Annotated in this window: 18 protein-coding genes; 9 read left to right on the top strand and 9 right to left on the bottom strand. The window is 71.6% G+C overall.

Annotated features, from left to right (window positions below):
• Positions 1-3 precede the first annotated feature (3 nt).
• The 3 genes from OG230_RS23090 to OG230_RS23100 form a co-directional block, all read right to left on the bottom strand.
• Positions 4-264, bottom strand: coding sequence for a hypothetical protein (locus OG230_RS23090; RefSeq protein ID WP_328905622.1), 261 nt, complete (start codon positions 262-264; stop codon positions 4-6).
• A gap of 11 nt (positions 265-275) precedes the next feature.
• Positions 276-1484 carry a sensor histidine kinase gene (locus OG230_RS23095; RefSeq protein WP_328905623.1) on the bottom strand — a complete coding sequence of 403 codons (1209 nt, stop codon included), beginning with the start codon at positions 1482-1484 and terminating at the stop codon, positions 276-278.
• A 98-nt stretch (positions 1485-1582) separates the two neighbouring features.
• Positions 1583-2725 (bottom strand): 3-oxoacyl-[acyl-carrier-protein] synthase III C-terminal domain-containing protein, encoded by a 1143-nt coding sequence (locus OG230_RS23100; protein WP_328905624.1) that lies wholly within the window; start codon positions 2723-2725, stop codon positions 1583-1585.
• 382 nt (positions 2726-3107) lie between these two features.
• Here OG230_RS23100 and OG230_RS23105 point away from each other — a divergent pair, with 382 nt between their 5' ends.
• Together OG230_RS23105 and OG230_RS23110 are read left to right on the top strand one after the other, a co-directional pair.
• Entirely contained in the window at positions 3108-3827 is a 720-nt protein-coding gene (locus OG230_RS23105; protein ID WP_328905625.1) for an SDR family NAD(P)-dependent oxidoreductase, read from the top strand.
• Positions 3824-4621 (top strand): enoyl-CoA hydratase/isomerase family protein, encoded by a 798-nt coding sequence (locus tag OG230_RS23110; RefSeq protein ID WP_328905626.1) that lies wholly within the window; start codon positions 3824-3826, stop codon positions 4619-4621. Before OG230_RS23105 ends, OG230_RS23110 begins: the two co-directional genes overlap by 4 nt.
• Before the next feature lie 53 nt (positions 4622-4674).
• Here the strand turns inward: OG230_RS23110 and OG230_RS23115 are convergent, their stop codons facing one another.
• Complete coding sequence (locus tag OG230_RS23115) at positions 4675-7260, bottom strand: discoidin domain-containing protein (protein WP_443051599.1); 2586 nt, start codon at positions 7258-7260, stop codon at positions 4675-4677.
• A gap of 169 nt (positions 7261-7429) precedes the next feature.
• Entirely contained in the window at positions 7430-8539 is a 1110-nt protein-coding gene (locus tag OG230_RS23120; protein ID WP_328905628.1) for a threonine synthase, read from the bottom strand.
• Positions 8540-8760: 221 nt separating this feature from the next.
• Here OG230_RS23120 and OG230_RS23125 point away from each other — a divergent pair, with 221 nt between their 5' ends.
• The gene (locus OG230_RS23125; protein WP_328905629.1) at positions 8761-10335 is read left to right on the top strand and encodes a S8 family peptidase; all 1575 of its coding nucleotides are present in this window, start codon (positions 8761-8763) and stop codon (positions 10333-10335) included.
• Between the two features lie 78 nt (positions 10336-10413).
• Here OG230_RS23125 and OG230_RS23130 read toward each other — a convergent pair whose 3' ends face one another.
• Positions 10414-11757, bottom strand: coding sequence for a glycoside hydrolase family 18 protein (locus OG230_RS23130; RefSeq protein WP_328905630.1), 1344 nt, complete (start codon positions 11755-11757; stop codon positions 10414-10416).
• Between the two features lie 272 nt (positions 11758-12029).
• Between OG230_RS23130 and OG230_RS23135 the strand changes: the two genes are divergently transcribed.
• The 6 genes from OG230_RS23135 (at position 12030) to OG230_RS23160 (ending at position 18989) form a co-directional block, all read left to right on the top strand.
• Positions 12030-12782: a GntR family transcriptional regulator gene (locus OG230_RS23135; RefSeq protein ID WP_328905631.1), complete on the top strand. Its 753-nt coding sequence runs from the start codon at positions 12030-12032 to the stop codon at positions 12780-12782.
• A gap of 198 nt (positions 12783-12980) precedes the next feature.
• A complete protein-coding gene (locus OG230_RS23140) occupies positions 12981-14696 on the top strand; it encodes a purine-cytosine permease family protein (protein WP_328905632.1) in 1716 nt (571 codons plus the stop codon).
• A gap of 256 nt (positions 14697-14952) precedes the next feature.
• Entirely contained in the window at positions 14953-15153 is a 201-nt protein-coding gene (locus OG230_RS23145; RefSeq protein WP_328905633.1) for an SPOR domain-containing protein, read from the top strand.
• Between the two features lie 78 nt (positions 15154-15231).
• Complete coding sequence (locus OG230_RS23150) at positions 15232-15636, top strand: (deoxy)nucleoside triphosphate pyrophosphohydrolase (RefSeq protein ID WP_328905634.1); 405 nt, start codon at positions 15232-15234, stop codon at positions 15634-15636.
• A gap of 139 nt (positions 15637-15775) precedes the next feature.
• Positions 15776-16231, top strand: coding sequence for an ATP-binding protein (locus tag OG230_RS23155; protein ID WP_328905635.1), 456 nt, complete (start codon positions 15776-15778; stop codon positions 16229-16231).
• Between the two features lie 193 nt (positions 16232-16424).
• Complete coding sequence (locus tag OG230_RS23160) at positions 16425-18989, top strand: SpoIIE family protein phosphatase (RefSeq protein ID WP_328911501.1); 2565 nt, start codon at positions 16425-16427, stop codon at positions 18987-18989.
• Between the two features lie 70 nt (positions 18990-19059).
• Here OG230_RS23160 and OG230_RS23165 read toward each other — a convergent pair whose 3' ends face one another.
• The 3 genes from OG230_RS23165 to OG230_RS23175 all read right to left on the bottom strand — a co-directional run bounded on the left by OG230_RS23165 (position 19060) and on the right by OG230_RS23175 (position 23578).
• Complete coding sequence (locus OG230_RS23165; protein ID WP_328905636.1) at positions 19060-19770, bottom strand: PspA/IM30 family protein; 711 nt, start codon at positions 19768-19770, stop codon at positions 19060-19062.
• Positions 19771-19849: 79 nt separating this feature from the next.
• The gene (locus tag OG230_RS23170) at positions 19850-21973 is read right to left on the bottom strand and encodes a TPM domain-containing protein (protein ID WP_328905637.1); all 2124 of its coding nucleotides are present in this window, start codon (positions 21971-21973) and stop codon (positions 19850-19852) included.
• A gap of 132 nt (positions 21974-22105) precedes the next feature.
• Positions 22106-23578 carry a glucoamylase family protein gene (locus OG230_RS23175; protein WP_328905638.1) on the bottom strand — a complete coding sequence of 491 codons (1473 nt, stop codon included), beginning with the start codon at positions 23576-23578 and terminating at the stop codon, positions 22106-22108.
• Between the last annotated feature and the right edge of the window lie 179 nt (positions 23579-23757).

Raw genomic sequence — 23757 nt, forward strand, 5'->3', positions numbered from 1 at the left:
CGCTCACGGTGTCAGGGCGTCGAGGGACACCAGGACGCCCCGCCGGAAGCACAGCCGGTACGCGTCTCCGGACCGGTCGTCGAACCGGTCGGCCGTCATCGCGTAGTACTCGCACGTCATGCCCCGTCCCTCGGGTTCGGTGGCGGCCGGAGGCGGAGTCGTCCGATGGTCCGGCAGCACACGCTCCACTTCGGAGCGATCCTGCCCCACCCGCAGGCGGGCGTAGTCGCGCGGGTCCAGCACCGACCGGGAGGCGGTCAGCATCTCCCACCCCATCAGCACCCGGTCAGCACCGCGCCGGTCACCAGGGGCAGCATCACCGCGACGACCAGGGTGCGGCCGGCACGCCGTCGGGCACGGCGGTACTCCGGCGGCAGTCCGCCCTCGTGCCCGCGGGGAGGCGCTGGGGCGGCGGACTGCGCCGGGCGTACGTGCGGAATCCGGGCCACGACCGCGAATCCGTCGCCCCGGGGGCCGTACGCGAACGTGCCTCCGGCCAGTCGCACGCGCTCGTCGAGTCCGACGAGGCCGTGACCGCCCCTGTGGGAGCGAGGAGCGGACACGGTCTGCCCGGGACCGTTCGTCACGGAGACCTCCGTCTCCGCCGCCGTGTGCGAGACGTGAATCCTGGCCGTCGCGCTGGGCGCGTGTCTGGCCACATTGGTCAGCGCCTCCTGCACCACGCGGTGCGCGGCCCGTTCGACCACCGGCGGAAGGTCCGCCCCCTCGCCATCGACGCGCAGTTCGACCGCGAGACCGGACGCGGACACCTCGCCGACCAGCTGCGCGAGGCCGGTGTCCGAGGGCCGTGTCGGCGCGCCGTCCGTCTCCTCGCGCAGGACGCCGATCACCTCGCCCAGGCGCTCCACCGCGGCAGCGGCCCTGGTCCTGATCTCCTGTGCGGACCGACGGTGGTGGTCCTCCAGGCCGGGGGAGAGCTGCAGTGCCCCGGCCGACAGTGCGATCAGGCTGAGGTCGTGGCCGAGCATGTCGTGCATGTCCTGCGCGATGCGGGCCCGTTCGAGCAGCCTCGCCTGCTCGCCGACGAGTCGGCGCTCCCGCTCCAGGTGCCCGGCCCGCTCCCAGCCGGCCCTGGCCAACTTCTGGTACTGGCGCCGGAACCGGCCCACGAACCACGGCGGCATGACGGCGAGGACCACCACCCCCACGAACCGGTTCCCCAGCGGGAGCCACGAGGGCACCAGGGCCACGGCCACCACACCGGCAGCCAGGACCGCGACCAGGACCAGTGCCGCCGGACGCGTCCTGCCCGGCTGCCGTCCCGCCAGGAACGCGGTGATCACTGTCGGCACGGCCCACCACGGGCTCACCGCGCTCAGGGCGGCCGTTGCCGCCGTGGCCGCCGCCGGCAGGTTGCCGGGGTCCAGCAGGTGGCGGAATCCGGCGGTCGCGGCTGCCGGAGCCGCGGTCCCGTCTACGACGGGCGCGGGCGCGGTCCCGTTCTCGGTCGTGGTCTCGTTCACGCAGGTGACGGTACGGAAGCGACGGACCGTGCGGCACTGCCGAAAGTCATGGATCCGTGACGGCCACGGAACCGGGACGGGGACGGGGACCGGAGCGCTCAGCGCACCGCGAGCGGTGCGAGGAACGCGCCCCGTTCCGGGCCCGAGCCGACCACCGAGAAGCACACCAGGTCGCCGCCGGCCAGGCTCCCGGCCTCCTGGTCGGCGTGCAGCAGCGCGAGGGTGGACGGGGCGGCGGTGTTGCCGATGGCGCGGGCGTTGCCCGGGGCCATCTCCGCGGGGATGTCCGTCTCGGCCAGGAACGCGTCGACGAGGAAGGGATGGGCCTGGTGCGTGTACAGGCGCGTGACCTCCTTGAGGTAGCCGGGCCGCGCCGACTCCAGCGCCTGGTGGTTGAGCCTCATGCCGGCGCTGTAGTACCGGCGGATCTCGGGCGAGTTCATCCCGTACGCGGAGAGCTCGTCGGCTCCGGGAGTGCCGGCCGGCCGGGCGGCGCCGCCGCCGAGGAAGTGGATCAGCGGGTCGGTGATGCCGGGGCCGCCGTCGAAGGCCAGGCTGTCGCGGGAGTAGAGCAGCACCCCGTCGGCCTCCTCGCTGCGGCGCAGGACCAGGGCCGCCACTCCGTCGGAGAAGAGGGCGGGGGAGGCCCACATGTTCTTGCCGTGCGGGTGGGCGGAGTTCTCGGCGTACTGCGGAAGCAGGGTGCCGTCGGGGCCGGTGCTCACGAGGCTCGTGATGTTGTACGCGACGACCAGGGCGCGTTCGGCTCGCATGGCCGAGACGACCGCCGCCGCGCGGGCCAGACCCGCGCAGCCCGCGCCCAGTTGGACCGGCGGCACGCGGTCGGGGATGTTCAGCTGCCGCATGAGCGCGAAGGTGTCCTGGTCGAGCATCACCTGGTAGGGCGTGCAGGTGACGACGACGACCGCGGTGATGTCGGAGGGGGTCAGGCCCGCGTGGTCCATGGCCTGCCGGGCGACGGCGGCGACCGACTCGACGCCCGCGAAGCGTGCCGGGTCCCAGCTCTTGCCCTGCACGCCGAGCAGTCTGGTGATGGCCGCACCGCCCAGGTGGTGGCCGGGCCGGTGCCGGTCCGGGACGCGGGTCCGTTCCGCCCATGCGTCCATGCCGATGACGGTTCCCACATCCGCGTGGGCGCCCGCGATCTCGTACGGGAACGGCTCGGTGTCCGCCGGACGGCCGAGCGGGGCGGTGCCGGGGGCAGGGCTGGTGAGATCCATGGTGAAGGGCTTCCCGTGGTTCGGTGGCCGACAGCGTCGACGGGTCTGGGGGCTGTTGGATCCTCGGCTCCCGAACCGCCAACGTCCAAGTCAGCGGCCCTCATTCGGGTGAACGGACCCCCGTGGCCACCCGCCCGGACGTGCCGTTTCCTCTCCCTCGTACCACTGTGCGAGACGGGCGCCCCGGAATCACTCCGACGTGGACGCGCAGGACGGCGAGCCGCCGTGAACCCGGTGGCACGATGACCGCTGATCAGGTGGAACGACAGAAGGTTGGCCGATGGGCATCCCGAGTGTTGATTCGATTCCGAGGGTGACCGGCGTCCCGGTTCCCGGGCACGGGACGGCTGAACTCTCGTGTGGTGGAGGGGTTCTCGCCGGGATGCGGGCGGTCGTCACCGGTGGTACCGCCGGTCTGGGACGGCACCTCGCCGAAGGCTTCCTCGCGGCGGGGGCGCAGGTGATGTGCGGTGCCAGGGGCGAGGGTCAGGTCGGTGAACTCGTCGAGCGGTACGGCGAGTCCGTCGGCTACACGTCCGCCGACGTACGCGACCCCTCGTCCGTCGACGGCCTGATGGCCGAGACCGCCGACCGGTTCGGTGGTGTGGACATCGTCGTCGCCAACGCCGGCATCACCCGCAACGGCACGGTGCGCAAGCTCAGTCCGGCGGACTGGCGCGAGGTGATGAGCACCAACGTGGACGGCGTGTTCCACACCGTCCAGGCCGCGTTGCCCCACCTGGAGCGCAGTGGTGGCGGGACGATCCTGACCCTGTCCTCCGCGATGACCGGCCGGATCGCCCCCGGGGCGAGCGCGTACGTGGCGTCGAAGGCGGCGATCGAGGCGTTCACCCGTTGCTGCGCGGTGGAGTTCGCCACCCGGCGGGTCCGGGTGAACTGTCTGTCGCCCGGCATCCTCACCGTGGGCATGGGCGAAGCGGTCTGCGCGGACGAACGGCTGAAGGAGGCGTACTGGCCGCGACTGCTCGCCGGACGGGCGGGAACGCCCCAGGAGGCGGTCAGCGCGGCGGTGTTCCTGGTCAGCCCGGCAGCCTCGTACGTCAACGGGCAGGTCCTCGAAGTGAACGGCGGACTGCTGTGAGCGTGCGGATCGCCTACGAGGACGACGTGGCCTGGGTGTGCCTGGACCGGGCGCCGCTCAACCTCTTCGACACGGCCCAGCAGCTCGGCGCCGAGCTGGCGCTGTGCGAACTGGAGGACCGGGAGGGGCTGCGCGCCGTGGTGTTCACCGGCGCCCACGGCCACTTCTCGGCGGGTGGCGACGTCAAGGAGATGGGTACGCTCCCGCCGGACGAGGTCGCCGACTACGCCGAGCGGATCAGCCGGCTGACCCGGCAGGTCGCCGCCCTGCCCGTCCCCGTCATCGCCGCCGCGGAGGGCTTCGTCCTGGGGGGCGGCTGCGAACTCGCCCTGGCCGCGGACGTACGCATCTGCACCCCCACCGCCCGCTTCGCCCTTCCCGAGACGCCGCTGGGGCTGATCCCCGGCGCCGGCGGAACCCAGCGGCTGCCCCGGCTGATCGGGCTGTCCCGGGCGAAGGACATCGTCTTCTCCGGCCGCATGGTGCACGCCGACGAGGCGGCCCGTATCGGACTCGTCGACGCCGTCGTCCCCGAGGAGGAGCTCATCGGGACGGCCCGCGCGTGGGTCCGGCGCTACACCGCCTGTCCGGCCGGGGCGCTGGCCGCGGCCAAGGAGGCACTCGACGCGAGCATGGAAGGCCCGCTCCAGGACGGGCTCGACCTGGAACGGTCCCTGTTCGCGCCCCTGTTGGCAGCCGGGGAGCGCACCGATCACTTCCGCCGCTTCCAGGCGTCACGGGCCGGGACCACCGCCTCCGCGGCGCGGGCCGAAGCCACCGCCTCCGCCCGGTAACGCGAGGCACCGAACTGCACGTGCGGCGGTGCCAGGGGCGCGCGGACTCCGCGCTACCCGGCCGTCCCGACCGTCAGCTCGTCGATGCCCGCGGGCTTCTCCGCATCCGCCGAGGTCACCGTCACCCGTACGTACCGGGCAGCCGTACCCGACCGGTACGGCTGCCAGTGACCGCCGTCGAGCGAGGTCTCCAGCCGGTGCGCCTCGGGTCGTACGTCGCTCCACCGCGGGACGAACGAGGTGACCGCGGACACCCGGCCCAGGTCCACCGACAGCGCGCCCTTCGCCCCGTCCGGGGACCAGGCCGTCGCCGGGCTGCCGTCCACGGCGGCTGCCGCGTACAGCCCGGGGGTCTCGGAGGTGGCCGTCGCCGGGCGGCACCGCGCCGCGTTGGACGTCGGCGTCAGGTCGGGGCGCCGGGTGGGCAGGGTCAGCGTGCCCGCGAGCCGGCGCGGACCGGCGGGGGTATGGACCGTGAACGGGGCGCCGGACGTCAGCCGGACCTCGGTCCGCCGGGCGCCGATCGCCACCTCGTACGTACGGCCCCGGTGGCGCAGGCCCGTCAGCGTCACGCCCTCGCGCAGCTGCGGCGGCAGCATCGGATCGAGCCGCACCCCGTCCTCGCGCAGCCGCAGCCCTGTCAGCCCGTGGGTGAAGACCTGGAGGAAGCCGCCCTTCCCGGTGAGGAAATCCTCGGCGGGGAAGCCGGAAAGGGGGTCCTGCGCCCCGGACTTCTCGCCGCGCGCCTCGGAGAAGAGGGCGTACGGTCCGCGGACGAACGGGCGCACGGCGCGCTGGAGATAGGTGTACGTCGCACAGCCCGGCTCCCCGATCGCGGCGGCGTCGACGGCGTGCACCGAGTCCGTCATCGCCGGGCCGTCGGGGTCGGTGCGCGCGGCGTAGTGGTCGAGTGTGGCCGCGGCGGCACCCGGCTCCATCGGCCACTCCAGCGGGTAGATCAGCAGGGCGGTGTCGGCCTGCTTGATGGTCGAGCCGTTGTACCCCGCGTACTGGAGGAAGATCTTCCGCTTCTTGTCGTACGGGATGCGCAGACCGTCCGCGACCCGGGTCCAGGCGGCCGGCGCCGGATGGCCGAGCAGCTCGGCCGCGCGGGTCGCGCGGCGCAGCGCGGTGGCGGCGACGGCGTTGGTGAAGACGCCGTCGGTGACGCCGTTGCTGTACTCGTCGGGGCCCGCCACGTTCGTCACGGAGTAGCTGCCGTCGTCGTTGGCCGTGGCGCGCGACTGCCAGAACTCGGCGATGCCCTTCAGTAGCGGCCAGCCGCGCCCGGCGAGCCAGGCGCGGTCCCCGGTGGCCAGGTAGTACTGCCAGACCGCGAGCGCGATGTCGCCCTGGAGGTGGTTCTGCGTCAGGCAGTGCGGCGGGTCCCAGCTCTGGCACTCGGAGTACAGCCGGCCCCTGCTGCCGCTCGTCCAGGGATAGAACAGACCGCGGTAGCCGAGCTTCCGGGCGTTCTCGGCGGCGGCGCCCCGGGTCCGGTAGCGGTACTCGACGACGGAACGGGCCAGCTCCGGGTGGGTGACGAGCAGCCCCGGGTACATCCACGTCTCCGCGTCCCAGAACACCATGCCGGCGTAGTTGTCGCTGGTCAGACCGGCCGGGGCGATGCTGTCCGAGGAGCCGGGACGGGTGTTGGCGAGCAGCCCGTACCGCGCGGCCCGCAGGTGGCCCTCCAGTGCGGGACTGCCGGGTACGGAGATGTCGGCGGACCACGCCTCGCGCCAGGCGGCGGCGTTGGCCGCGTAGACACCGGACCAGCCCCGCCGGGCGGCCCGGTGGGCGGCGGCCCGGGCGGAGCCGAGCGGATCGCGGGAAGTGAGGGCGGTGTCGACCCCGACGTACTTCTCGAAGGTGTAGGTGCGTCCGCTGCGCACCGGCGTGGCCCGTGGGTTCCGGGTGCTCCGGGACGGGGGCCGCAGCGTCTCGACGACCCCGGAGCCGCGCCGCATCGTCTGGACGACGGCCCCCGCCGTCCCGCTGCCCAGGGTGCGGAAGGTGCCGTCGTCGGCCACCGCGAGCCGGCGCGCGCCGCGCCCGTCCAGGCGGCCGGTCACCGTCGCCTCGCCGTCCCAGTGCGGGGTCATCCGCAGGCGTACGGCACCGGTGTGGACGTCGGAGCGGTCGGCCAGTACCTCGTACGTCAGGTCGGTGGCGCGGCCGTCGGCCGTGGTCCAGCGCAGCGAGGTGACGACGACGCCGCAGCGCAGGAGGACCGTCTGGCGGTAGTGCGAGATCCGGCCGGCCGGGGTGCCGGAGCCGTAGGTCTCCCTGCCGACGCGCACGTCCAGCGTCGTCCAGCTCGGCAGGGCGGCGATCACGTCGCGGCCCTCGGCGGTCTTCTTGTCGCGGGCGTACAGCCCGGAGACGAACGCGCCGTCGTAGCGCGGGGTGAACAGCGGCCAGCCGGTCTTCTCGCCCGTCGCCGCGTATCCGGCGCCGGTCGCGGGCACCCGGTGGCCCAGATATCCGTTGCCGACGTACGGGTCGTATCCGTCGGCCTCGCCGAACCGGGTGGAGGTCTGCGACCAGGAACCGCCGCTGTCCCGCGCCGGCGTGCAGGGTGCGGTCCGCGGTGTGTCGCGGGGGGCTGCCGCCGAGGGGGAGAGGGGCGCGATCATTGTGCCCGCGACCAAGGACGTCAGGAGAGCGATGCGCGAGAGTCTCACCGTACGAAGGTAGGGAACGCGAGGGCGCGGACGTGTGCACGGCACGCGTGGCGGACCCGTGTGCTTCGAAGTGCCCACCGCGGGAGTGCGCCGGAGGTCCTCGGCAGGCCGGCGGCTCCGCTCAGCGCGGGGCGGCCGTACCCGTCTTCAGCCCGGCGCCGCACAGCGGCACGACCACGCTGCGGTCGGTCCAGTCGCCCACGGCCGCCCAGCAGGCCACCCCGGTCGTCTCGACGTAGAGGCCGCGGGCGGCCAGGTCCAGCTGCGCGCTGCGGATGCGGTCCTCCGACACGGTGAGGAAGGTGCCGCCCGATGCGCGCACCGCCGCCAGGATCTGGCGGGCGCGAGGCGGTCGGGGGATGGCGATGCCCTCGGCGAGCGTGGCGGCGGCGGGCCCGTCGTCCGCGCGGGCGGGCGGCAGCTCGTCGGCGCCCGCCCGGAAGGCGGCGGCCAGCGGGGAGACGGCCTCCGCCTGCACGGCGATCAGCGCGGGGCGCCGCTCGATCAGGCCCTGGGCGTGCAGTTCGGCCGTGGCGAGCGCGGCGCCGAGAAGTAGCGTCCCGTTGCCCACCGGGACGGCGATGGTGTCCGGCAGGGTCCCGCCGAGGTCCTCCCACAGCTCGTACACGTAGGTCTTGGTGCCGTGCAGGAAGTACGGGTTGAAGACGTGCGAGGCGTAGAAGGTGCCCGGTGCGTCCGCGGCGGCGCGGGCGGCCCGTGCGGTGGCCTCGCGGTCGCCGGGGACGATTTCCAGCCGGGCGCCGTGGGCCCGGATCTGCTCGGTCTTCTTCGGGGAGGTCCCTTCGGGGACGTACACGGTGCAGGGCAGCCCGGCCCGGGCGCAGTAGGCGGCGACGGCGGTTCCGGCGTTGCCGCTGCTGTCGGCCACCACGCGGCGCGGATCCAGGCGCCGGGCGAGCTCGGCGAGCATCACGGCGCCGCGGTCCTTGAACGAGAGCGTCGGCATGAGGAAGTCGAGCTTGGCCGAGACCGTGCCGGTGAGGGGGACCAGTGGGGTGCGGCCCTCGCCGAGCGAGGTCGCCGGGGTGGCGAGCGGAAGAACCTCTTCGTAACGCCACAGTGAATTGACCCGCCCGGCCAGGGAGTTGAGCGAGAGCCCTGCGGAGATCCCGAAGTCGAGGTCCCAGGGGCCCCGGCAGACGGGGCAGCACCAGGTCAGCGTGGTCGTGTCGGCTCGGGTCCCGTCCTGCGGGCAGAGGTACTGGGCCATGCCGGCCAGCATGTCAGGCGGATGGCAGGTGAATGGCAGATGCATGGCGATCCCCAAGGCGGTCTTGTGTGATTCCTATGGATCGGTCAATCTTTCGTCGGCAGCAGGGCATGCCGACCCTCGGAACAGCGCGCGGAACGTGGCGCTGTGATGGCTGGATTGTCATGCGCATGCCGGTTTTACCCCCCACCAGGGCACCGCCGATGAGGAGGACCCCTCACATGCGTCACACCCCGTACACCCGTCGAAGACTGGCCGCGGCGAGCGTCATAGCCGGAGCCGCGATGGCGCTCACCACCGCGGCGGCCTTCCCGGCCACCGCCTCGGAGGCCGCGCCGGAAGGCCGGATCGAGAACGCGGGCGCCCCGGGCGCCATCAGCGGCAGCTACATCGTCACCCTCGACGAATCGGCCGCCGACGCCGGCTCCGCGTCGGGCAAGGCGCTGGCCAAGGAGTACGGCGCCGAGATCAAGAAGACCTACCGCGCGGCCCTCAACGGCTACGCCGTCGAACTCTCGGCCTCGCAGGCGAAGAAGTTCGCCGCGGACCCGGCCGTCGAGTCCGTGGTCCAGAACCGCACCTTCACGATCTCGGGCACCCAGCCCTCACCGCCCTCGTGGGGCCTGGACCGGATCGACCAGAAGACCCTCCCGCTGAACCAGAGTTACACCTACCCCGACAAGGCGGGCGAGGGCGTCACCGCGTACGTCATCGACACGGGTGTGCGGATCAGCCACAGCGACTTCGGCGGCCGGGCCTCGTACGGCTACGACGCCATCGACAACGACAACACCGCGCAGGACGGCCACGGCCACGGCACCCACGTGGCGGGCACCGTCGCGGGCACCTCGTACGGTGTCGCCAAGAAGGCGAAGATCGTCGGCGTCCGCGTGCTCGACAACAGCGGTTCCGGTACGACCGCGCAGGTCGTCGCCGGTATCGACTGGGTGACGGCCAACGCCGTCAAGCCGGCCGTCGCCAACATGAGCCTCGGCGGCGGGGCGGACTCCGCGCTCGACACCGCCGTGCGCAACTCGATCGCGTCGGGCATCACCTACGCCGTCGCGGCGGGCAACGAGTCGACCAACGCCTCCACCAAGTCCCCGGCGCGCGTCACCGAGGCCATCACCGTCGGCTCCACGACCAACACCGACGCCCGCTCCAGCTTCTCCAACTACGGCACGGTCCTGGACCTGTTCGCCCCGGGTTCCTCGATCACCTCGTCGTGGAACACGAGCGACAGCGCCACCAACACCATCTCCGGTACGTCGATGGCGAGCCCGCACGTGGCCGGTGCCGCGGCGCTCTACCTGGCGGACCACCCGGGCCAGACGCCGGCGCAGGTCTCGGCCGGACTAGTCGCGGCGGCCTCGACCGGTGTGGTGACCAGCCCGGGCACCGGCTCGCCGAACCTCCTGCTGAACGTCGGCGCGGGTACGGTCACGCCGCCCGGACCGAAGTTCGAGAACACGACCGGCTACGCGATCGCGGACAACTCCACGGTCGAGGCGCCGGTCACCGTCACCGGTGTCGCCGGTAACGCGCCGGCCGCGCTGAGCGTCCCGGTCAACATCACGCACACCTACATCGGCGACCTGAAGATCGACCTGGTCGCCCCCGACGGGTCGGTCTACACCCTGAAGGCGTACGGCGTGGGCGGCAGCGCCGACAACGTGGTCACCACCTACTCGGTGAACGCCTCGTCGGAGGTCGCCAACGGCACCTGGAAGCTCCGGGTCAGCGACAACGCGGCGGCCGACACCGGCCGGCTCAACTCGTGGGCCCTGCAGTTCTAGAGTTCTGAAGCGCCCGTGAGGCGTTGATGTACGCGTGTGGGGCGGCTGCCACCGGCAGCCGCCCCACACCGTGTTCCGTCAGCGCCCGTGGAGACCGCTGTCGACGGCGGTCATCAGTTCGCCGTCGTCCGTGTCCCCGTCCAGCGACCAGAACATCGCACCGCCGAGACCGCGGTCACGGATGTACGAGGTCTTGGCGCGCAGGACCTGCGGGTCGTCGTAGGTCCACAGGGTCGTGCCGTCGAACAGCCAGGCGTGGCCGTTCCTCCGGTCCCGGTGGATCGTGTACGTCCCGGAATCGGCCAGCTTCTTGAGTGCCTTGTAGTCCTCGTACCCGGCGGCCCAGGTGGCGGGCGCGGGGGCCGTGGCCGGCTGTCCCAGACCGTCACCGCCGCCCGTCACACCGGTCCAGCCCTGCCCGTAGAACGGCATGCCCATCACCAGTTTGCGCGCGGGCGCGCCGCGCCTGATCCAGTCGCGGACGGTCTGGTCGACACTGAAGTCGCCCTTCGCGTACAGCGCGGACTGCTGGGCGGTGTTCTTCTCGCCGGAGACGTGGAAGTCGTACCCCTGAAGGTTCACGAAGTCGAAGTCCCGCATGATCCGGCGGACGTCGAAGCCGGCGTCGATCTTCGCGGGGGCGGTGGGGACGAACGCCGACAGCTCGTAGTGCTTCGGCCTGGCGTGCCGCGCGGAACTCCTGGCGTACGCGTCGAGCTGGGTGCGGAACTCGTGCACCAGAGCGGTGAAGTTCTGCTTGTCCTCGGGGCGGAAGACCGTGTCCGTGTCGCCGGCCGAGCCGGGCCACTCCCAGTCGAGGTCGACCCCGTCGAAGAGGCCGGCCGCCGCGCCCGCGCCACCGCGCGCCCCGTCCACCGGCAGGTTGCCCTTGATGTAGAGGTCGAGGCAGGAGGAGACGAGCGCCTTGCGGGAGGCGGCGGTCCGGGCCGCGTCCGAGAAGTGGGTGGACCAGCTCCAGCCACCGAGCGAGATCATCACCTTCAGACCGGGGTGCTTGGCCTTGAGCTCCCGCAGCTGGTTGAAGTTGCCGGCGAGGGGCTGGGTCCCGGTGTCGGCGACACCGTCCACGGAACCCGCGTCGTCCAGCGGACGGGCGTAGTCCGCCCAGGCGTCGGCCTCGCCGGGCACATTGCCGGTGAAGCACTTCCCGTCGGCGTTCACGTTGCCGAAGGCGTAGTTGATGTGGGTGAGCTTGGCCGCGGCACCGCTCGTGTCCAGGTCCTTGACCTGGAAGTCGCGTCCGTAGACGCCCCATTGGGTGAAGTAGCCGACGCTGCGGTACGCGGGTTCGTGGTGCCCCCTGCCCTGCTCGGGGCCGGCCGTGGCGGCGGGGGCGATACCGGCGATCAGCGCGAAGGCGCAGGCGGCAACGGTCAGTCTGGACAGGCTTCTTCGTCGCATGGGGCTCGTTCCTGTGTGGCTGGGGCGTAAGGGGGGTGGGAGCCGTGCTGCACAGGAAGGTATTGGTCTGGACCAAATGGGGTCAAGGGTCCGGCAGTTATGGACGGCCGGGGCGGGGCAGGGATTGGCCGGGACTCCCGTGGTGCTGATGTTCGAGGTATGCGTCGACCGTCGGCGAATCATCACTTCGAGTGAATCTCTGGCCAGTGCTTGCGGTCCACAACCCACGGTTGCGACGCTGTCGCAGTCTGTCAACCTGTTGGGAGTGGCCTGTGACTTTCGGTGAGCAGCCCGCCTATCTGCGCGTTGCGAGCGATCTCAGAGAGAAGATCGTCAACGGCGCTCTGCCGCCCCATACCCGCCTGCCGTCGCAGGCCCGTATTCGCGAGGAGTACGGAGTATCGGACACCGTCGCCCTGGAGGCGCGCAAGGTGCTCATGGCCGAGGGCCTGGTCGAAGGGCGCTCGGGGTCCGGCACCTATGTGCGCGAGCGTCCCGTCCCGCGCCGGATCGCCCGCTCCGGGTACCGGACGGGTTCCGGTGCCAACCCCTTCCGTCAGGAACAGACGGCGGAGGGTACGCGCGGCACCTGGGAGTCCCGCAGCGAGCAGGAGGGGGCCAGTGCGGAGATCGCCGAACGGCTCGGCATCGAGCCGGGCGACCGTGTGATGCGTACGAGGTACGTCTTCCGGGAGGCGGGCGAGCCGATGATGCTCTCCACCTCGTGGGAACCGCTCGCGGTCACGGGGCGCACGCCCGTGATGCTGCCCGAGGAGGGTCCGCTGGGCGGCTGCGGGGTGGTCGACCGGATGGCGGCCATCGATGTCGTCGTGGACAACGTGGCCGAGGACGTCGGCGCGAGGCCGGGGCTTGCGGAGGAGCTCCTGGCGCTCGGCGGCGTACCCGGCCACGTGGTCATGGTGATCGAGCGTACGTACTACGCGTCGGGCCGGGCCGTCGAGACGGCGGACGTGGTGGTGCCCGCAGACCGCTACCGGATCGCCTATCACCTGCCGGTCAAGTGACCTCTGCCGCCCGGCGGCGGCGCGTTCCTGTCGCGTGACCGATATCTGAACGGCTTGTCCGCGACCCGTGACGCCGAGTTAACGCCCCCTCGGCTCCCGTTACGCACGGGCAATCACCGGCATCAACAATTTGTCATGTCCGGCTCTTAACTTCCCGTTCGTTACCCGCACACCGGACTGACGAACGGGAAGTCGCCGATGACGGACACAGTCACCACCACGGCCGAAGCGCCGGATCCGAGTACGCCAGGAGGGCCCGGCGCGCCACGGCGCAGCTATGCCAGGCTCGCCGCCGACGAGAGCCGTGAGGACTACTCGCTCCGCTACGCCCCGCACTCCTTCCGGCGCTGGTCGCCCTCGATGGTGGCGGGCACGGCGCTCGGCGGAATCGCCTATCTCGCCGACTTCGCCATCGGCGCCTCGATCGTCTTCACCTACGGATTCACCAGCGGACTCGCCTCGATCCTCACCGCCGCGGTGATCATCTTCGTCACGGGCATACCGATTGCACGGGCCTGCGCGAAGTACGGGCTGGACATGGATCTGGTCACGCGGGGCGCCGGCTTCGGCTACTTCGGCTCCACGCTGACGTCGCTGATCTACGCGTCCTTCACCTTCATCTTCTTCGCGCTCGAAGGCTCGATCATGGCGCAGGCCATGCATCAGGCGGTCGGACTGCCCGTGGAGATCGGCTATCTGCTCACCACGCTGATCGTCATCCCGATCGTGTTCCGGGGGATGGGCGCGCTGGCGAAGGTGCAGGCGTGGACGCAGCCGGTCTGGATCGTCGGCATGGTGCTGCCGTTCGTAGTCCTCGCCTTCGAAGCCCCCGACGCCTGGGGCGACTTCGCCTCCTTCGGTGGCACGGAGGGCGCCGGCTCGGGCTTCTCCTGGCTCGCCTTCGGGCTGGGCACGGGGGTCGCGCTCTCGCTCATCGCCCAGATCGGCGAGCAGGCCGACTACCTGCGCTTCATGCCCGCCAGGACGGAGGCCAACAAGCGGCGGTGGAACCTTGCCGTCCTCGCGGCCGGACCGGGCTGGGTCGTCATCGGGGCCGCCAAGCAGCTCGGCGGAGCACTGCTCGCCTTCGTCGCCCTGGAGGCGGTCGGCAAGACGCACGCGCTGGAGCCGATCGCCCCGCAGATCGAGGCCCTGAAGCCGTGGCTGGGCTCCTTCGCGCTCCCCGCCGCCGCGATCTTCGTGATCGTCTCGCAGATCAAGATCAACGTGACCAACGCCTACAGCGGCTCGCTGTCCTGGTCGAACTTCTTCTCCCGGATCACCCACAAGCACCCGGGCCGGGTCTGGTACATCTTCCTCAACCTCGCCATCGCGCTCACGCTGATGGAGATGAACATGTTCGCGGCCCTCAACAAGCTGCTGGGCTTCTACTCCAACGTGGGCATCGCCTGGATCGTGGCCGTCGCCGCAGACCTGGTCATCAACAAGCGGATCGGACTCAGCCCGCCGTACATCGAGTTCAAGCGGGCCTACCTGTACGCGGTGAACCCGGCCGGATTCGGGGCGATGGTGATCGCCTCGACCGTGTCGATCCTGGCCTTCTTCGGGCTGTTCGGCGCATACGCGGAAGCGTTCTCGACCTTCATCGCGGCCGGACTGTCGCTCGTGCTCTGCCCGTTGATCGCGTGGGCCACCAAGGGGAAGTACTACCTGGCCCGTCCGAACCCGGTGAACGGGCCGGACGTCGAGGTCGCCGACATCACCGCGACCCACACGTGCGCGGTGTGCGAGACCGCGTACGAACTGCCGGACATCGCGGACTGCCCGGTCCAGGCGGGGCCGATCTGCTCGCTGTGCTGCTCGCTGGACGCGGAGTGCGGCGACGTCTGCCGCACGGACCCGTCGGCCGGACCGGTCCTGCTGCCGATGCCCGTGGTGCGTACGGCGGACTGAGGAGGGCGGGTTCGCCGGCGCCTGTGGGCGGTCGCTGTCCGCGCGGCGGCCGGTGTCCGTGGGTCGCGAAACGGGCGTGTCGGGGGCCAAGGGGGCGCATGCGTGAGCGTGCGCCCCCACACGCATGGCTTGATGCGTATCTCTTTGTGTAAAGACGCATCCGCTGAGTAAAGGTCAGGCGTACGCTCGGGCATATGCGTACTGCGGTTTCCTGGGGATCCTTAGAGGCGTGCACTCCGGTGGGGAGAGGGGCAACATGCTCGGGAGGGACACGATGAGCGACAACAACGACGTGCTCCCCTGGCTGGTGATACGGCAGGACGACAACGGAAACCGCTACCGCGTCGGCAGGTACGCCACGCAGGAAGAGGCCCAGAAGATCGCGGACGGCCTCGACAGTCGCGGCCACAAACAGTTGTACTGGGTGGAGCGCATGGGGCAGGGCGCCCGCCCGTAGCGTTGGTGCCGGGCACCCGGCCGGCCTCGCGGATCCCGGCATTTTCGGGGCCCTTCCGGGGCGGCTACGCTCCCGCGTATGAACGCTTCCGTGGTGGTCGCCGGTGCCGTCCTCGACCAGGGGCGGCTGCTGGCCGCGCGCCGTAGTGCCCCGCCCGAGCTTGCGGGCCGCTGGGAGCTGCCCGGGGGCAAGGTGGAGCCGGGGGAGAGCGGCGAGCAGGCGCTCGTACGGGAGCTCCGCGAGGAACTCGGCGTGGAGTCGCGGGCGCTGGAGCGCATCCCCGGAGAGTGGCCGCTGAAGCCCGGATACGTGCTCCGGGTATGGACGGTGGGCCTGGTGTCCGGCGAACCCCGCGCTCTGGAGGACCACGACGAGCTGCGCTGGCTCGGGCCGGACGAGGTGGACTCGGTCGACTGGCTGGACCAGGACCGGCCCGCGGTGGCCGAGGCAGCGCGCCGCCTCCGGGGTGCCGCTCACCACTGAGCAGGTACCCCTTTCACCGTACGCCCCGCGTACACCCGTACGCCCTATGCGCCGTCTCGGGCGGTAGTGCGTACCGAATGACGGGTATGTGGTGATTGTTCCCCTTTGTTCCGGGGCGTCCTGCTGCTGGTCTTGGGAAGTGATCGGCGTGATCGACACCGAAGGAGACACTGCCGCCTGGGAATTTCCGGCGGTACCGGGATCCGTGCGCAGCGCCCGGCATGCGGTGCGCGACGCCTTGAGTTCCTGGGGGCTCGACGGTGCGCTCGCCGATGTGACCGAACTGCTCGTCAGCGAGCTGGTGACCAATTCCCTGCGCTATGCCTCCGGACCCATCGGTGTACGGCTGGTGAGGCCCCGTCCCGAGGGCGCCGCCGAGGACGACGACTCCGCTCCGAACAGTCCGTCCACGTCGCCCGCGCTGCTGGTGGAAGTCTCCGATCCGCTTCCGGATGTACCCACCGAACGCAGTGCGGGACCCGACGACGAAGGGGGGCGCGGACTGCGGCTGGTGGCTTGTTCTGCACGCCGCTGGGGGACCCGTCGGGGAAAGAGTGGCAAGACGGTGTGGTTCGAGCTGGCTCTCCCTGGTTAGGAGTGGGGTGGGACGCACAGCGATCACCAGAGGTCGGGCAGAACCTGGCTGAAAGGGACTGAGACCTTGCTGTGATCGTGAACGCCGTGTCGGTAGGGGCCGTAGTGCTGAATACTGCGGGCAGGACCGGTCCGGTGTGTGAGCTGGAGGGGACGGTCGCGTGAGCGAGATACCTGGGACAGCGGGCGACATCGTGTGGCAGAGCAGCCCACCTGGCTCGATCTATGACTATGTCAGGATCGCCTCCTTCTCGATCGGGCCCGACGGGCTGATCGAGCAGTGGAGCCGGCGTGCCGCCGGTCTGTTCGGCATGGCCTCTCATGAGGTGGTGGGCAGGGACCCGGTCGAGGCGTTCATGCCCGCCGAACTCCGGGAGGACGGCCGCAGGACGGTCGCCGAGATCCTCGACGGCAAGGAGTGGACGGGCTTCGTCCCGTTCCGGATGCCGGGTGAGGACGGTGCGCACGGCGTCGCCGAGATCTATGTCATGCCGACCGAGACGGCGACCGGCGAACGGGCCGCGCTCTGCATCGTCGTCGATGTCCGGGCACTTCGGCTGGTCGAAACGGACCTTGCGGCATCGCAGGCGATATTCGGCCAATCTCCCTTCGGCTTCGTGCTGTTCGGTACGGATTTCACCGTCGTACGGGCCAACCAGCGCTTCGCCACCGTCTTCGGCGGCGAGGCCGACGACCATCGCGGACGCACGGTCGACGACTATCTCGCCGGCCCGGAGGCCGACCGGCTCTCCCGCACCCTGAAGCGCGTGCTGGAGACCGGGGAATCCGTCACCGACCTCCAACTGGTGGGCAGCGCACCCGGCGCCGGGGACGGCCGGCACTGGTCGATGAACCTCTACCGCGTGCACAGCGGAGCCGGGCGGCCCGTCGGTGTCGCGGGGCTGGCCACCGACGTCACCCGCAGGCACATGGCCGCCCGTGAGGCGGCCAGCGCCCGCCGCAACCTCGCCCTGCTCAACGAGGCCGGCGCGCGCATAGGCAACTCCCTGGACCTGGAGACCACCGCCCGCGAACTCCTCGACGTGGCCGTGCCCGGCTTCTGCGACCTCGCCTCCGTCGACCTGTACCAAGGGCTCCTCACGGGGGAGGAGGCCCCGCCCGGCAGTTGGGGCTCGCGCGGCCAGGACTCCGGCGGCTCGGCCGAACTGCGCCGGGTCGCCCAGGCCAGCGCCGTCTCCGACGCGCTGTCGGCGAGCGCGCCGGAGAGCTCCGCGCCGGACGGGCACACCGGCCCGCCCGCACTCGGCTCGGTCCACCGCTATCCGTTCAACTCGCCGTGTGCCGTGGCCCTGCGCACCGGGCATGTGGAGGACGTGCCAGGCGACGACAGCAGCTTCGTCCACTCCACACTCGCCGTTCCGATGGTCGCCCACGACACGGTGGTCGGGCTCGTCCAGTTCTCCAGGACGAAGGGCAGCGAATCCTTCGGCGAGCGCGACCGGGCCCTGGCCACCGAGCTGGCCTCCCGGGCCGCCGTCTGTATCGACAACGCCCGCCTCTACCGCCGCGAGCACGAGCGCGCCCTGATCCTCCAGCGCAGCCTGCTTCCGCCGGGCGATCCCGAGGCCGCGGGCCTCGACATCGCCTGTCGCTATCTGCCGGGCAATACGGCCACCGAGGTCGGCGGCGACTGGTTCGACGTGATCGAGCTCCCCGGCCACCGCACCGCCCTCGTCGTCGGCGACGTCATGGGCCGCGGTCTGCGGGCTGCCGTCGCCATGGGGGAGCTGCGCACCGCCGTAAGGACGCTGGCTCTTCTCGATCTGGAACCCGCGGAGGTGCTGTCCGCCCTCGACGAGGTCGCCCGCGGCCTCGGCACCCCGGGCGGCGGCGACCGGAGCGACGGCTTCGGCGGGGGTGGCGGCGCCCAGTGGCCCTCGCGGGCCGCCCACAAGTCCCGTGAGGCGGATCTCTCCGAGGTCTACCTGGCGACCTGTGTGTACGCCGTCTACGACCCGGTCACCCGACGGTGCACGTTCGCCAACGCCGGTCACCTACCTCCTGTCGTGGTCGAACCGGGCGAACCGGCCCTGCTGCTCGACGTCCCGCCGGGGATGCCGCTCGGCGTCGGCGGCGAACCCTTCGAGGAGGTCGAGGTGGAGCTCAGGGAGGGCGCCCTCCTCGCCCTCTACACCGACGGCCTCGTCGAATCCCGCGACCACCCGCTCGACGAGGGCCTGGAGGCCCTCCGCGGCGCCCTCGCCTCACCGGTCCGTCCGCTGGAGGACGTCTGTGACCATGTGCTGACGACACTGGACACCCGCCACGGCGAGGACGACATAGCGCTGCTGATGGCCCGCATCCAGGGGCTGCCGGCGGATGCGATCGGCGACTGGCGGCTGCCGCGCGAACTGCGCTCCGTCGGCCGCGCCCGCGAACTGGCCCGCACCCAGCTGCTCGCCTGGGACCTCGACGACCTGGTGGACACCACCGAACTGCTCGTCAGCGAGCTCGTCACCAACGCACTGCGGTACGGCGAGGGCGAGATCCGGCTCCGGCTGCTGCGCGACCGTACGCTCGTGTGCGAGGTATGGGACGCGGGCCTCGTCCAGCCTCGGCGACGGCGGGCACGTGACACGGACGAGGGCGGACGCGGGCTGCAACTGGTCGGCCTGCTGAGCGCGGCGTGGGGGTCGAGGCGGACACCGCGCGGCAAGACGGTCTGGTTCGAACTGGCCCTGCCCGACGGAGCGCCCGCCGCCGAGCTCTCGGTCGAACAACTGCTGAGCATGTACTGAGCACGTCCTGACCGGGCGACGGGCGACGGGCGGGGGCCGGGCCGGCTGAACCGGCCCCTCAGCCCTTCGGTCAGGCCACCTTCAGGGCGGCCAGGCGGGCTTCGATCTCGGCGCTGTCGCCCAGGCTGTCCAGCTGTTCGAACTGGGCGTCCAGTGACGAGGCGGCGAGCTCCTGCTTGCCCACGGCCTTGGCCTCTTCCCGCCGCACCTTGTCCTCGAAGCGGCTGAGTTCACTGGTCGGGTCGAGGACGTCGATGTTCTTCACGGCGTCCATCATCTGGTTCTGCGCCTGCGCGGACTTGGCGCGTGCCACGAGCTCGTCCCGCTTGGACTTCAGCTCCGTGAGCTTGATCTTCATCTGGTCGAGGCCGGACTTGAGCTTGTCGACCACCGCCGTCTGGGAGGCGATGGTCGGCTCGGCGGTCTTCGCCTCCTTCTCCGACTGGAGCTGGCGGCCCAGGGCGACCTTCGCGAGGTTGTCGAACTTGTCCGCCTCGGCCGCCGAGCCAGCGACGCGCAGTTCGTCGGCCTTCTTGCTGGCGGACAGGGCCTTCTGGCCCCACTCCCTGGCCGCGTCGACATCCTCCCGGTGGTCCTGCTCCATCAGCCGGAGATTGCCGATGGTGGCGGCCACCGCCTGCTCCGCCTCCGCGATGTTGCTCGTGTAGTCGCGGATCAGCTGGTCCAGCATCTTCTGCGGGTCCTCCGCCTGATCCAGCAGGGCGTTGATGTTGGCCTTCGCCAGCTGAGTGACGCGGCCCAGGATGGTCTGCTTGGTCATGGCACCTCTCCTTGGATGAAGAACGAAGAACGAGACGGAGCAAGAAGAACGACGAGCGGCGCACGGCTCTCCGCGGCGGTCAGAAGCGTCCGCCGCCGCCCCTCCGGCCCCGGGTGCCCCCGCCGCCGAAGCTGCCGGGACCGCCACCGAACCCGCCGCCACCGGAACCCCCGAACCCCCCTCCGAAGCCCCCGCCCCGGCTCCGGCCACCCCCGCCGCCGAAGAGTCCGCCGAGGATGATTCCGCCCAGCACCGCCCCGCTCATCCCGCCGCCACCTCCTTGTACACCGCCCGGTCCGTTCTGGTTCCCGAAGCTCCGTACGTCCTGTTCGGCGAGGCTCTGGGCCTGGCCGGCCAGCGCGTCCGCCTGCTGCGCCTCGGCGAGTGCTCCCTGCGGATCGTCCGCCCCCGCCAGTTCCCCGGCCCGCTCCCACCGCCGTTGGGCCTCGGCCAGCCGGGTGCGGGCCTGGCTGCCCACGGCCCCCCGGTGCGTGGTGACGTAGTCGGCCGCGGCGCCGATCGTCGCCCGTGCGGTGAGCATCGCCTGATCGAGGAGCGAGCGGGCCCGGAGCGTTCCCTGCTCCTGTTCACGCGCCCCCGCCAGTGCCTCGTCCAGCGCGGTGTCGGCCTCCTCGACCCTGCGCAGCGCGTCGATGGGGTCGTACGGACCGGCCGCCACCTCCGCGCGTACGTCGTCGAGCACCGCCTCGGCGCGGGCGATCCGGCCGCGCAGATCGGCGGTCGACACCCCCTCGGACGTGCCTTCGAGGAGCCCACCCGCGTCCGCGAGATCCGTTTCGGTCTCGGTGAGCGAGGCCGGCAGTCTGCCCGCGGCCTCGGCGAGCTCCTGGGCGCGCCGGTCCACGGCGTCGACGAGCGTGGCCGCCTGCCCGACGGCGCCCTCGGCCGCCCGTACGTACACCGCGGCCTTGGAGTTGTCCCCGCCGTCCACGGCCTGGCGGGCCTCGTTGAGGCTGGAGGTCGCGAAGAGGAGCCGGTCCTTGGCCTGTTCGATACCGGTCGCGACGGGTGCGGCGGCCGATTCCGCGTACCGGCTGCGCATGCCCGTGAGGGTGGCCTCTGCCGTGGAGATCCGTCCCGCGAGCTCGCGGAAGGCGGCCTCGGCGGTGGCCAGGGCCTGCGGTGCGGTGCGTTCGAGGGCCCGAAGCCGGTCGAAGTCCTCCGACACGGTGTCCAGGCGTTCGTTGGCGTCCGCGCAGCGGCTGATGATCTCGTCGAGCATCCGGCGACGGGCCGCGTCGTCCTCGGGGAACGCGTCGTCGAGCTGCTGGCGCAGGCGGAACGCGGCCGTCAGCTCCGTCTTGGCGTGGGTGACGGCCTCCGTGAAGGGGACGGCGGCCTCCTCCCCGAACTGAGCCGTGGCAAAGCCGAGTTCCTCCTCGCTCGTGAGCACCGCGTCATCGGTGTCCACCAGCACTTCCTTGGCCCGCGCGTCGAGCTCCGGCAGCGGGGTCGGCGGCTCGGCCCCGCCTGCCGCTGCCGGGCCCCAGCCGGTCGCGCCGGGGGTGGTGCGGGTCGAAGCGCGCCGCTTGCGGCGGGTGTACGCGTACACGGCGACCGCCCCCGCCCCGCCGACGAGCGCCACCGGCAGGATCAGGTCCCCGGCGCCGCTGCCGTCGGAACTGCCCGTTCCGGGATCGGCGGCACCGGGAGTGATGGTGGGGGTGGGCACGGGCTGTCCGGCCAGCACCGCGGAGTAGCCGTTGGCGGCTCCGATGGCGGCGCCCGCCCAGTCGTTCGCCGCGAGGGCGGGTTCGATGGCGGTGTTCGCCACGTCCCGCAGCTGTTCGTCGGTGAGCCGCGAACCCGCGTCGACCGAATAGGCGTACTGCCGGTCGTGCGTGGCCACGGCCAGCAGCACGTCCTCCTGCCCGAGGCCGTTGCGGTTGGCCGTCTCGTCGGCCCAGGTCTGCGCGGACCGGCCGGAGAAGTCGCGTACGTACACGACGAAGAGCTGGACGCGGCGTTCCTCGAAGAGCGCGTCGAGCGCGGCCTCCACCGCCTCGTCGCGGTCCCCGACCGCCCCCACCTTGTCGGTGATCTGGCTGTCGCGGGAAAGGGTGACGGGGTCGTCGGCACCTGCGGTCGGCGCGGGGGGCAGGAGCAGCCAGCCCACCGCGATCAGCGCGGTGAGGAGGGCTCTGCCGGATCCGGACATCCGGGTACGACTCGCAGGCGGCATCACATTTGGGAGGCTATGTCCGGGCTTCTGCCTCCGCGACCCGGAGACGCCCGGCAGGATCCCCGGACCTCCGCGGTGGGCCTTCGGCGGTGAGGGCGGGACCTGCCCGCCCCCCACCGCCGCCGACGCCGGTCAGATACTGAAGCGCTCCTTGGCGAGCAGTGGACGCACCCGGGTGCGGAAGCCGCCGGTCCGGAACGGCCGCTGGAGCAGGCCCGGCCGGAGGGCCTGAGCCAGCGCGGCCGTGATCATGCCCTGGTCCAGAGCGAGCATGAAGTCGCTGACCCGGCCGGTGCCGACGTTGACGGAGTCCCGGAAGCCGAGCCCCTCGTGGTAGGCGCCGAAGTCGCGGTCGAGCGCGCGCAGGTTGGCCACGGCCTCCTGCGGGGCGTACGGCAGCGCCAGGAACGAGGCGTGGGGCGTGACCACACCGTTGGTGAAAGCGGACGGGGGCGGCAGCGGCGCCCCGTCCGTGGTGTAGGTGCGGTCGGTGTTGGAGGCGTAGCCGTCGACCTGCATGCCCAGCGCGTCGACGCCGTACTCCTGGTATCCGCCCTCGGGAACGTCGGCGGGGGAGAAGCCCCAGTACCCGTACCACGCCTCCTCCGTCCCGTGCTCGATCTGGCTGCGCACGTAGCGCTGGTGGGTGCGGCCCCAGGAGCCCGGCGACCACTCCGGTTCCGGCACGAACAGCGGCACCATCAGCGCCTCGAACATCGAACCGCCCCAGGTGGGGACGATCTTCCTGCCGCGGTGAGTGTAGTGACCCTGCCAGACCCGGATGCCGTCCATGGCGACGTAACTGCCCTGCGGCGACTGCTCCTGTCCGTGCTCGGGGAGCATCGTGCGCAGCATGTGCCAGTAGTGGTCGGAGGGCAGCGAGCCGTCCGCGATGCCGAGGTAACTGGCCATGCGCGGCTCGGTGTTCAGCGCGCCGTAGTGGTGGCCGGTGGGCTCTTCGGTGTCGGTCCAGAAACCGCCGCGCAGCTGGCCGGGGCCGGCGACCGGATCGGCCGGGTCGTAGGGCGTGTAGTAGTACGACCAGTCGGCCGTGGCCAGGATGCGCTCGATCCGAGGACGCAGCGAGGGCTCGGCGTCGGCCGCGATCCGCAGGCCCGTGACGAGCCACGCGTTGTCGACGGAGGAGAGGAACGGGCGGACGGGGTCGCCGGTGCCCGGCCACTCGGTCAGGACCGAGCCGTCGTGGGCGTCGTACCAGTTGAGCCAGAAGCCGTGATGGCGCTCCAGCTTCTCGACGGCGGACACGGTGCGCGTCAGCTTGCGGCGCATCGCCGACTCGCTGATCACGCCGAGCCCGGCGGCGGCGACGGTCGACCAGAGTCCGCAGCCGATGTTGGTGGGCGAGGTCTGGCGCGACTGGACGGGGGCGCCCGGGCCGCTGACATCGATCTTGTCCGTGGCGAGACCGAACTCGGTCGTCATCGCCTCGATCGAGCGGTACGTATCGCGGAACCAATGCAGCAGCTGCGGTGTATCAAGGGCATGAACAGGATGAGCGGCGCTCGCGGAAGGCGCGGACACGGCTCCGAGGGACAGGGCGGCAGCCCCGGTTCCCGCGGCGGTGAGAAACGTGCGACGGTCCATCAGAACCTCTCGAAGAAGAGCCACCGCGGAGGGGCGGTGGGCAGAATTCGTTCGTTGGCCTTGAAGGCGCGGAGCGCCGTTGTACGTTCGCGTTCTGCCCTGGGGCAGTGGTCCGGGCCGGCCCGTCTGCTGATCCCGTGCGCTCTCGGACGCAGGCCCGGACGGTGCGGTGCGGGAGC

The organism is Streptomyces sp. NBC_00234, assembly GCF_036195325.1.
Lineage (GTDB): Bacteria > Actinomycetota > Actinomycetes > Streptomycetales > Streptomycetaceae > Streptomyces.

Coding starts and splice junctions, on each gene's coding strand:
- OG230_RS23090 (WP_328905622.1), bottom strand. CDS start 264: ATGCTGACCGCCTCCCGGTCGGTGCTGGACCCGCGCGACTACGCCCGC.
- OG230_RS23100 (WP_328905624.1), bottom strand. CDS start 2,725: ATGGATCTCACCAGCCCTGCCCCCGGCACCGCCCCGCTCGGCCGTCCG.
- OG230_RS23105 (WP_328905625.1), top strand. CDS start 3,108: ATGCGGGCGGTCGTCACCGGTGGTACCGCCGGTCTGGGACGGCACCTC.
- OG230_RS23115 (WP_443051599.1), bottom strand. CDS start 7,260: ATGATCGCGCCCCTCTCCCCCTCGGCGGCAGCCCCCCGCGACACACCG.
- OG230_RS23120 (WP_328905628.1), bottom strand. CDS start 8,539: ATGGCCCAGTACCTCTGCCCGCAGGACGGGACCCGAGCCGACACGACC.
- OG230_RS23125 (WP_328905629.1), top strand. CDS start 8,761: ATGCGTCACACCCCGTACACCCGTCGAAGACTGGCCGCGGCGAGCGTC.
- OG230_RS23130 (WP_328905630.1), bottom strand. CDS start 11,757: ATGCGACGAAGAAGCCTGTCCAGACTGACCGTTGCCGCCTGCGCCTTC.
- OG230_RS23140 (WP_328905632.1), top strand. CDS start 12,981: ATGACGGACACAGTCACCACCACGGCCGAAGCGCCGGATCCGAGTACG.
- OG230_RS23145 (WP_328905633.1), top strand. CDS start 14,953: ATGCTCGGGAGGGACACGATGAGCGACAACAACGACGTGCTCCCCTGG.
- OG230_RS23150 (WP_328905634.1), top strand. CDS start 15,232: ATGAACGCTTCCGTGGTGGTCGCCGGTGCCGTCCTCGACCAGGGGCGG.
- OG230_RS23165 (WP_328905636.1), bottom strand. CDS start 19,770: ATGACCAAGCAGACCATCCTGGGCCGCGTCACTCAGCTGGCGAAGGCC.
- OG230_RS23170 (WP_328905637.1), bottom strand. CDS start 21,973: ATGCCGCCTGCGAGTCGTACCCGGATGTCCGGATCCGGCAGAGCCCTC.
- OG230_RS23175 (WP_328905638.1), bottom strand. CDS start 23,578: ATGGACCGTCGCACGTTTCTCACCGCCGCGGGAACCGGGGCTGCCGCC.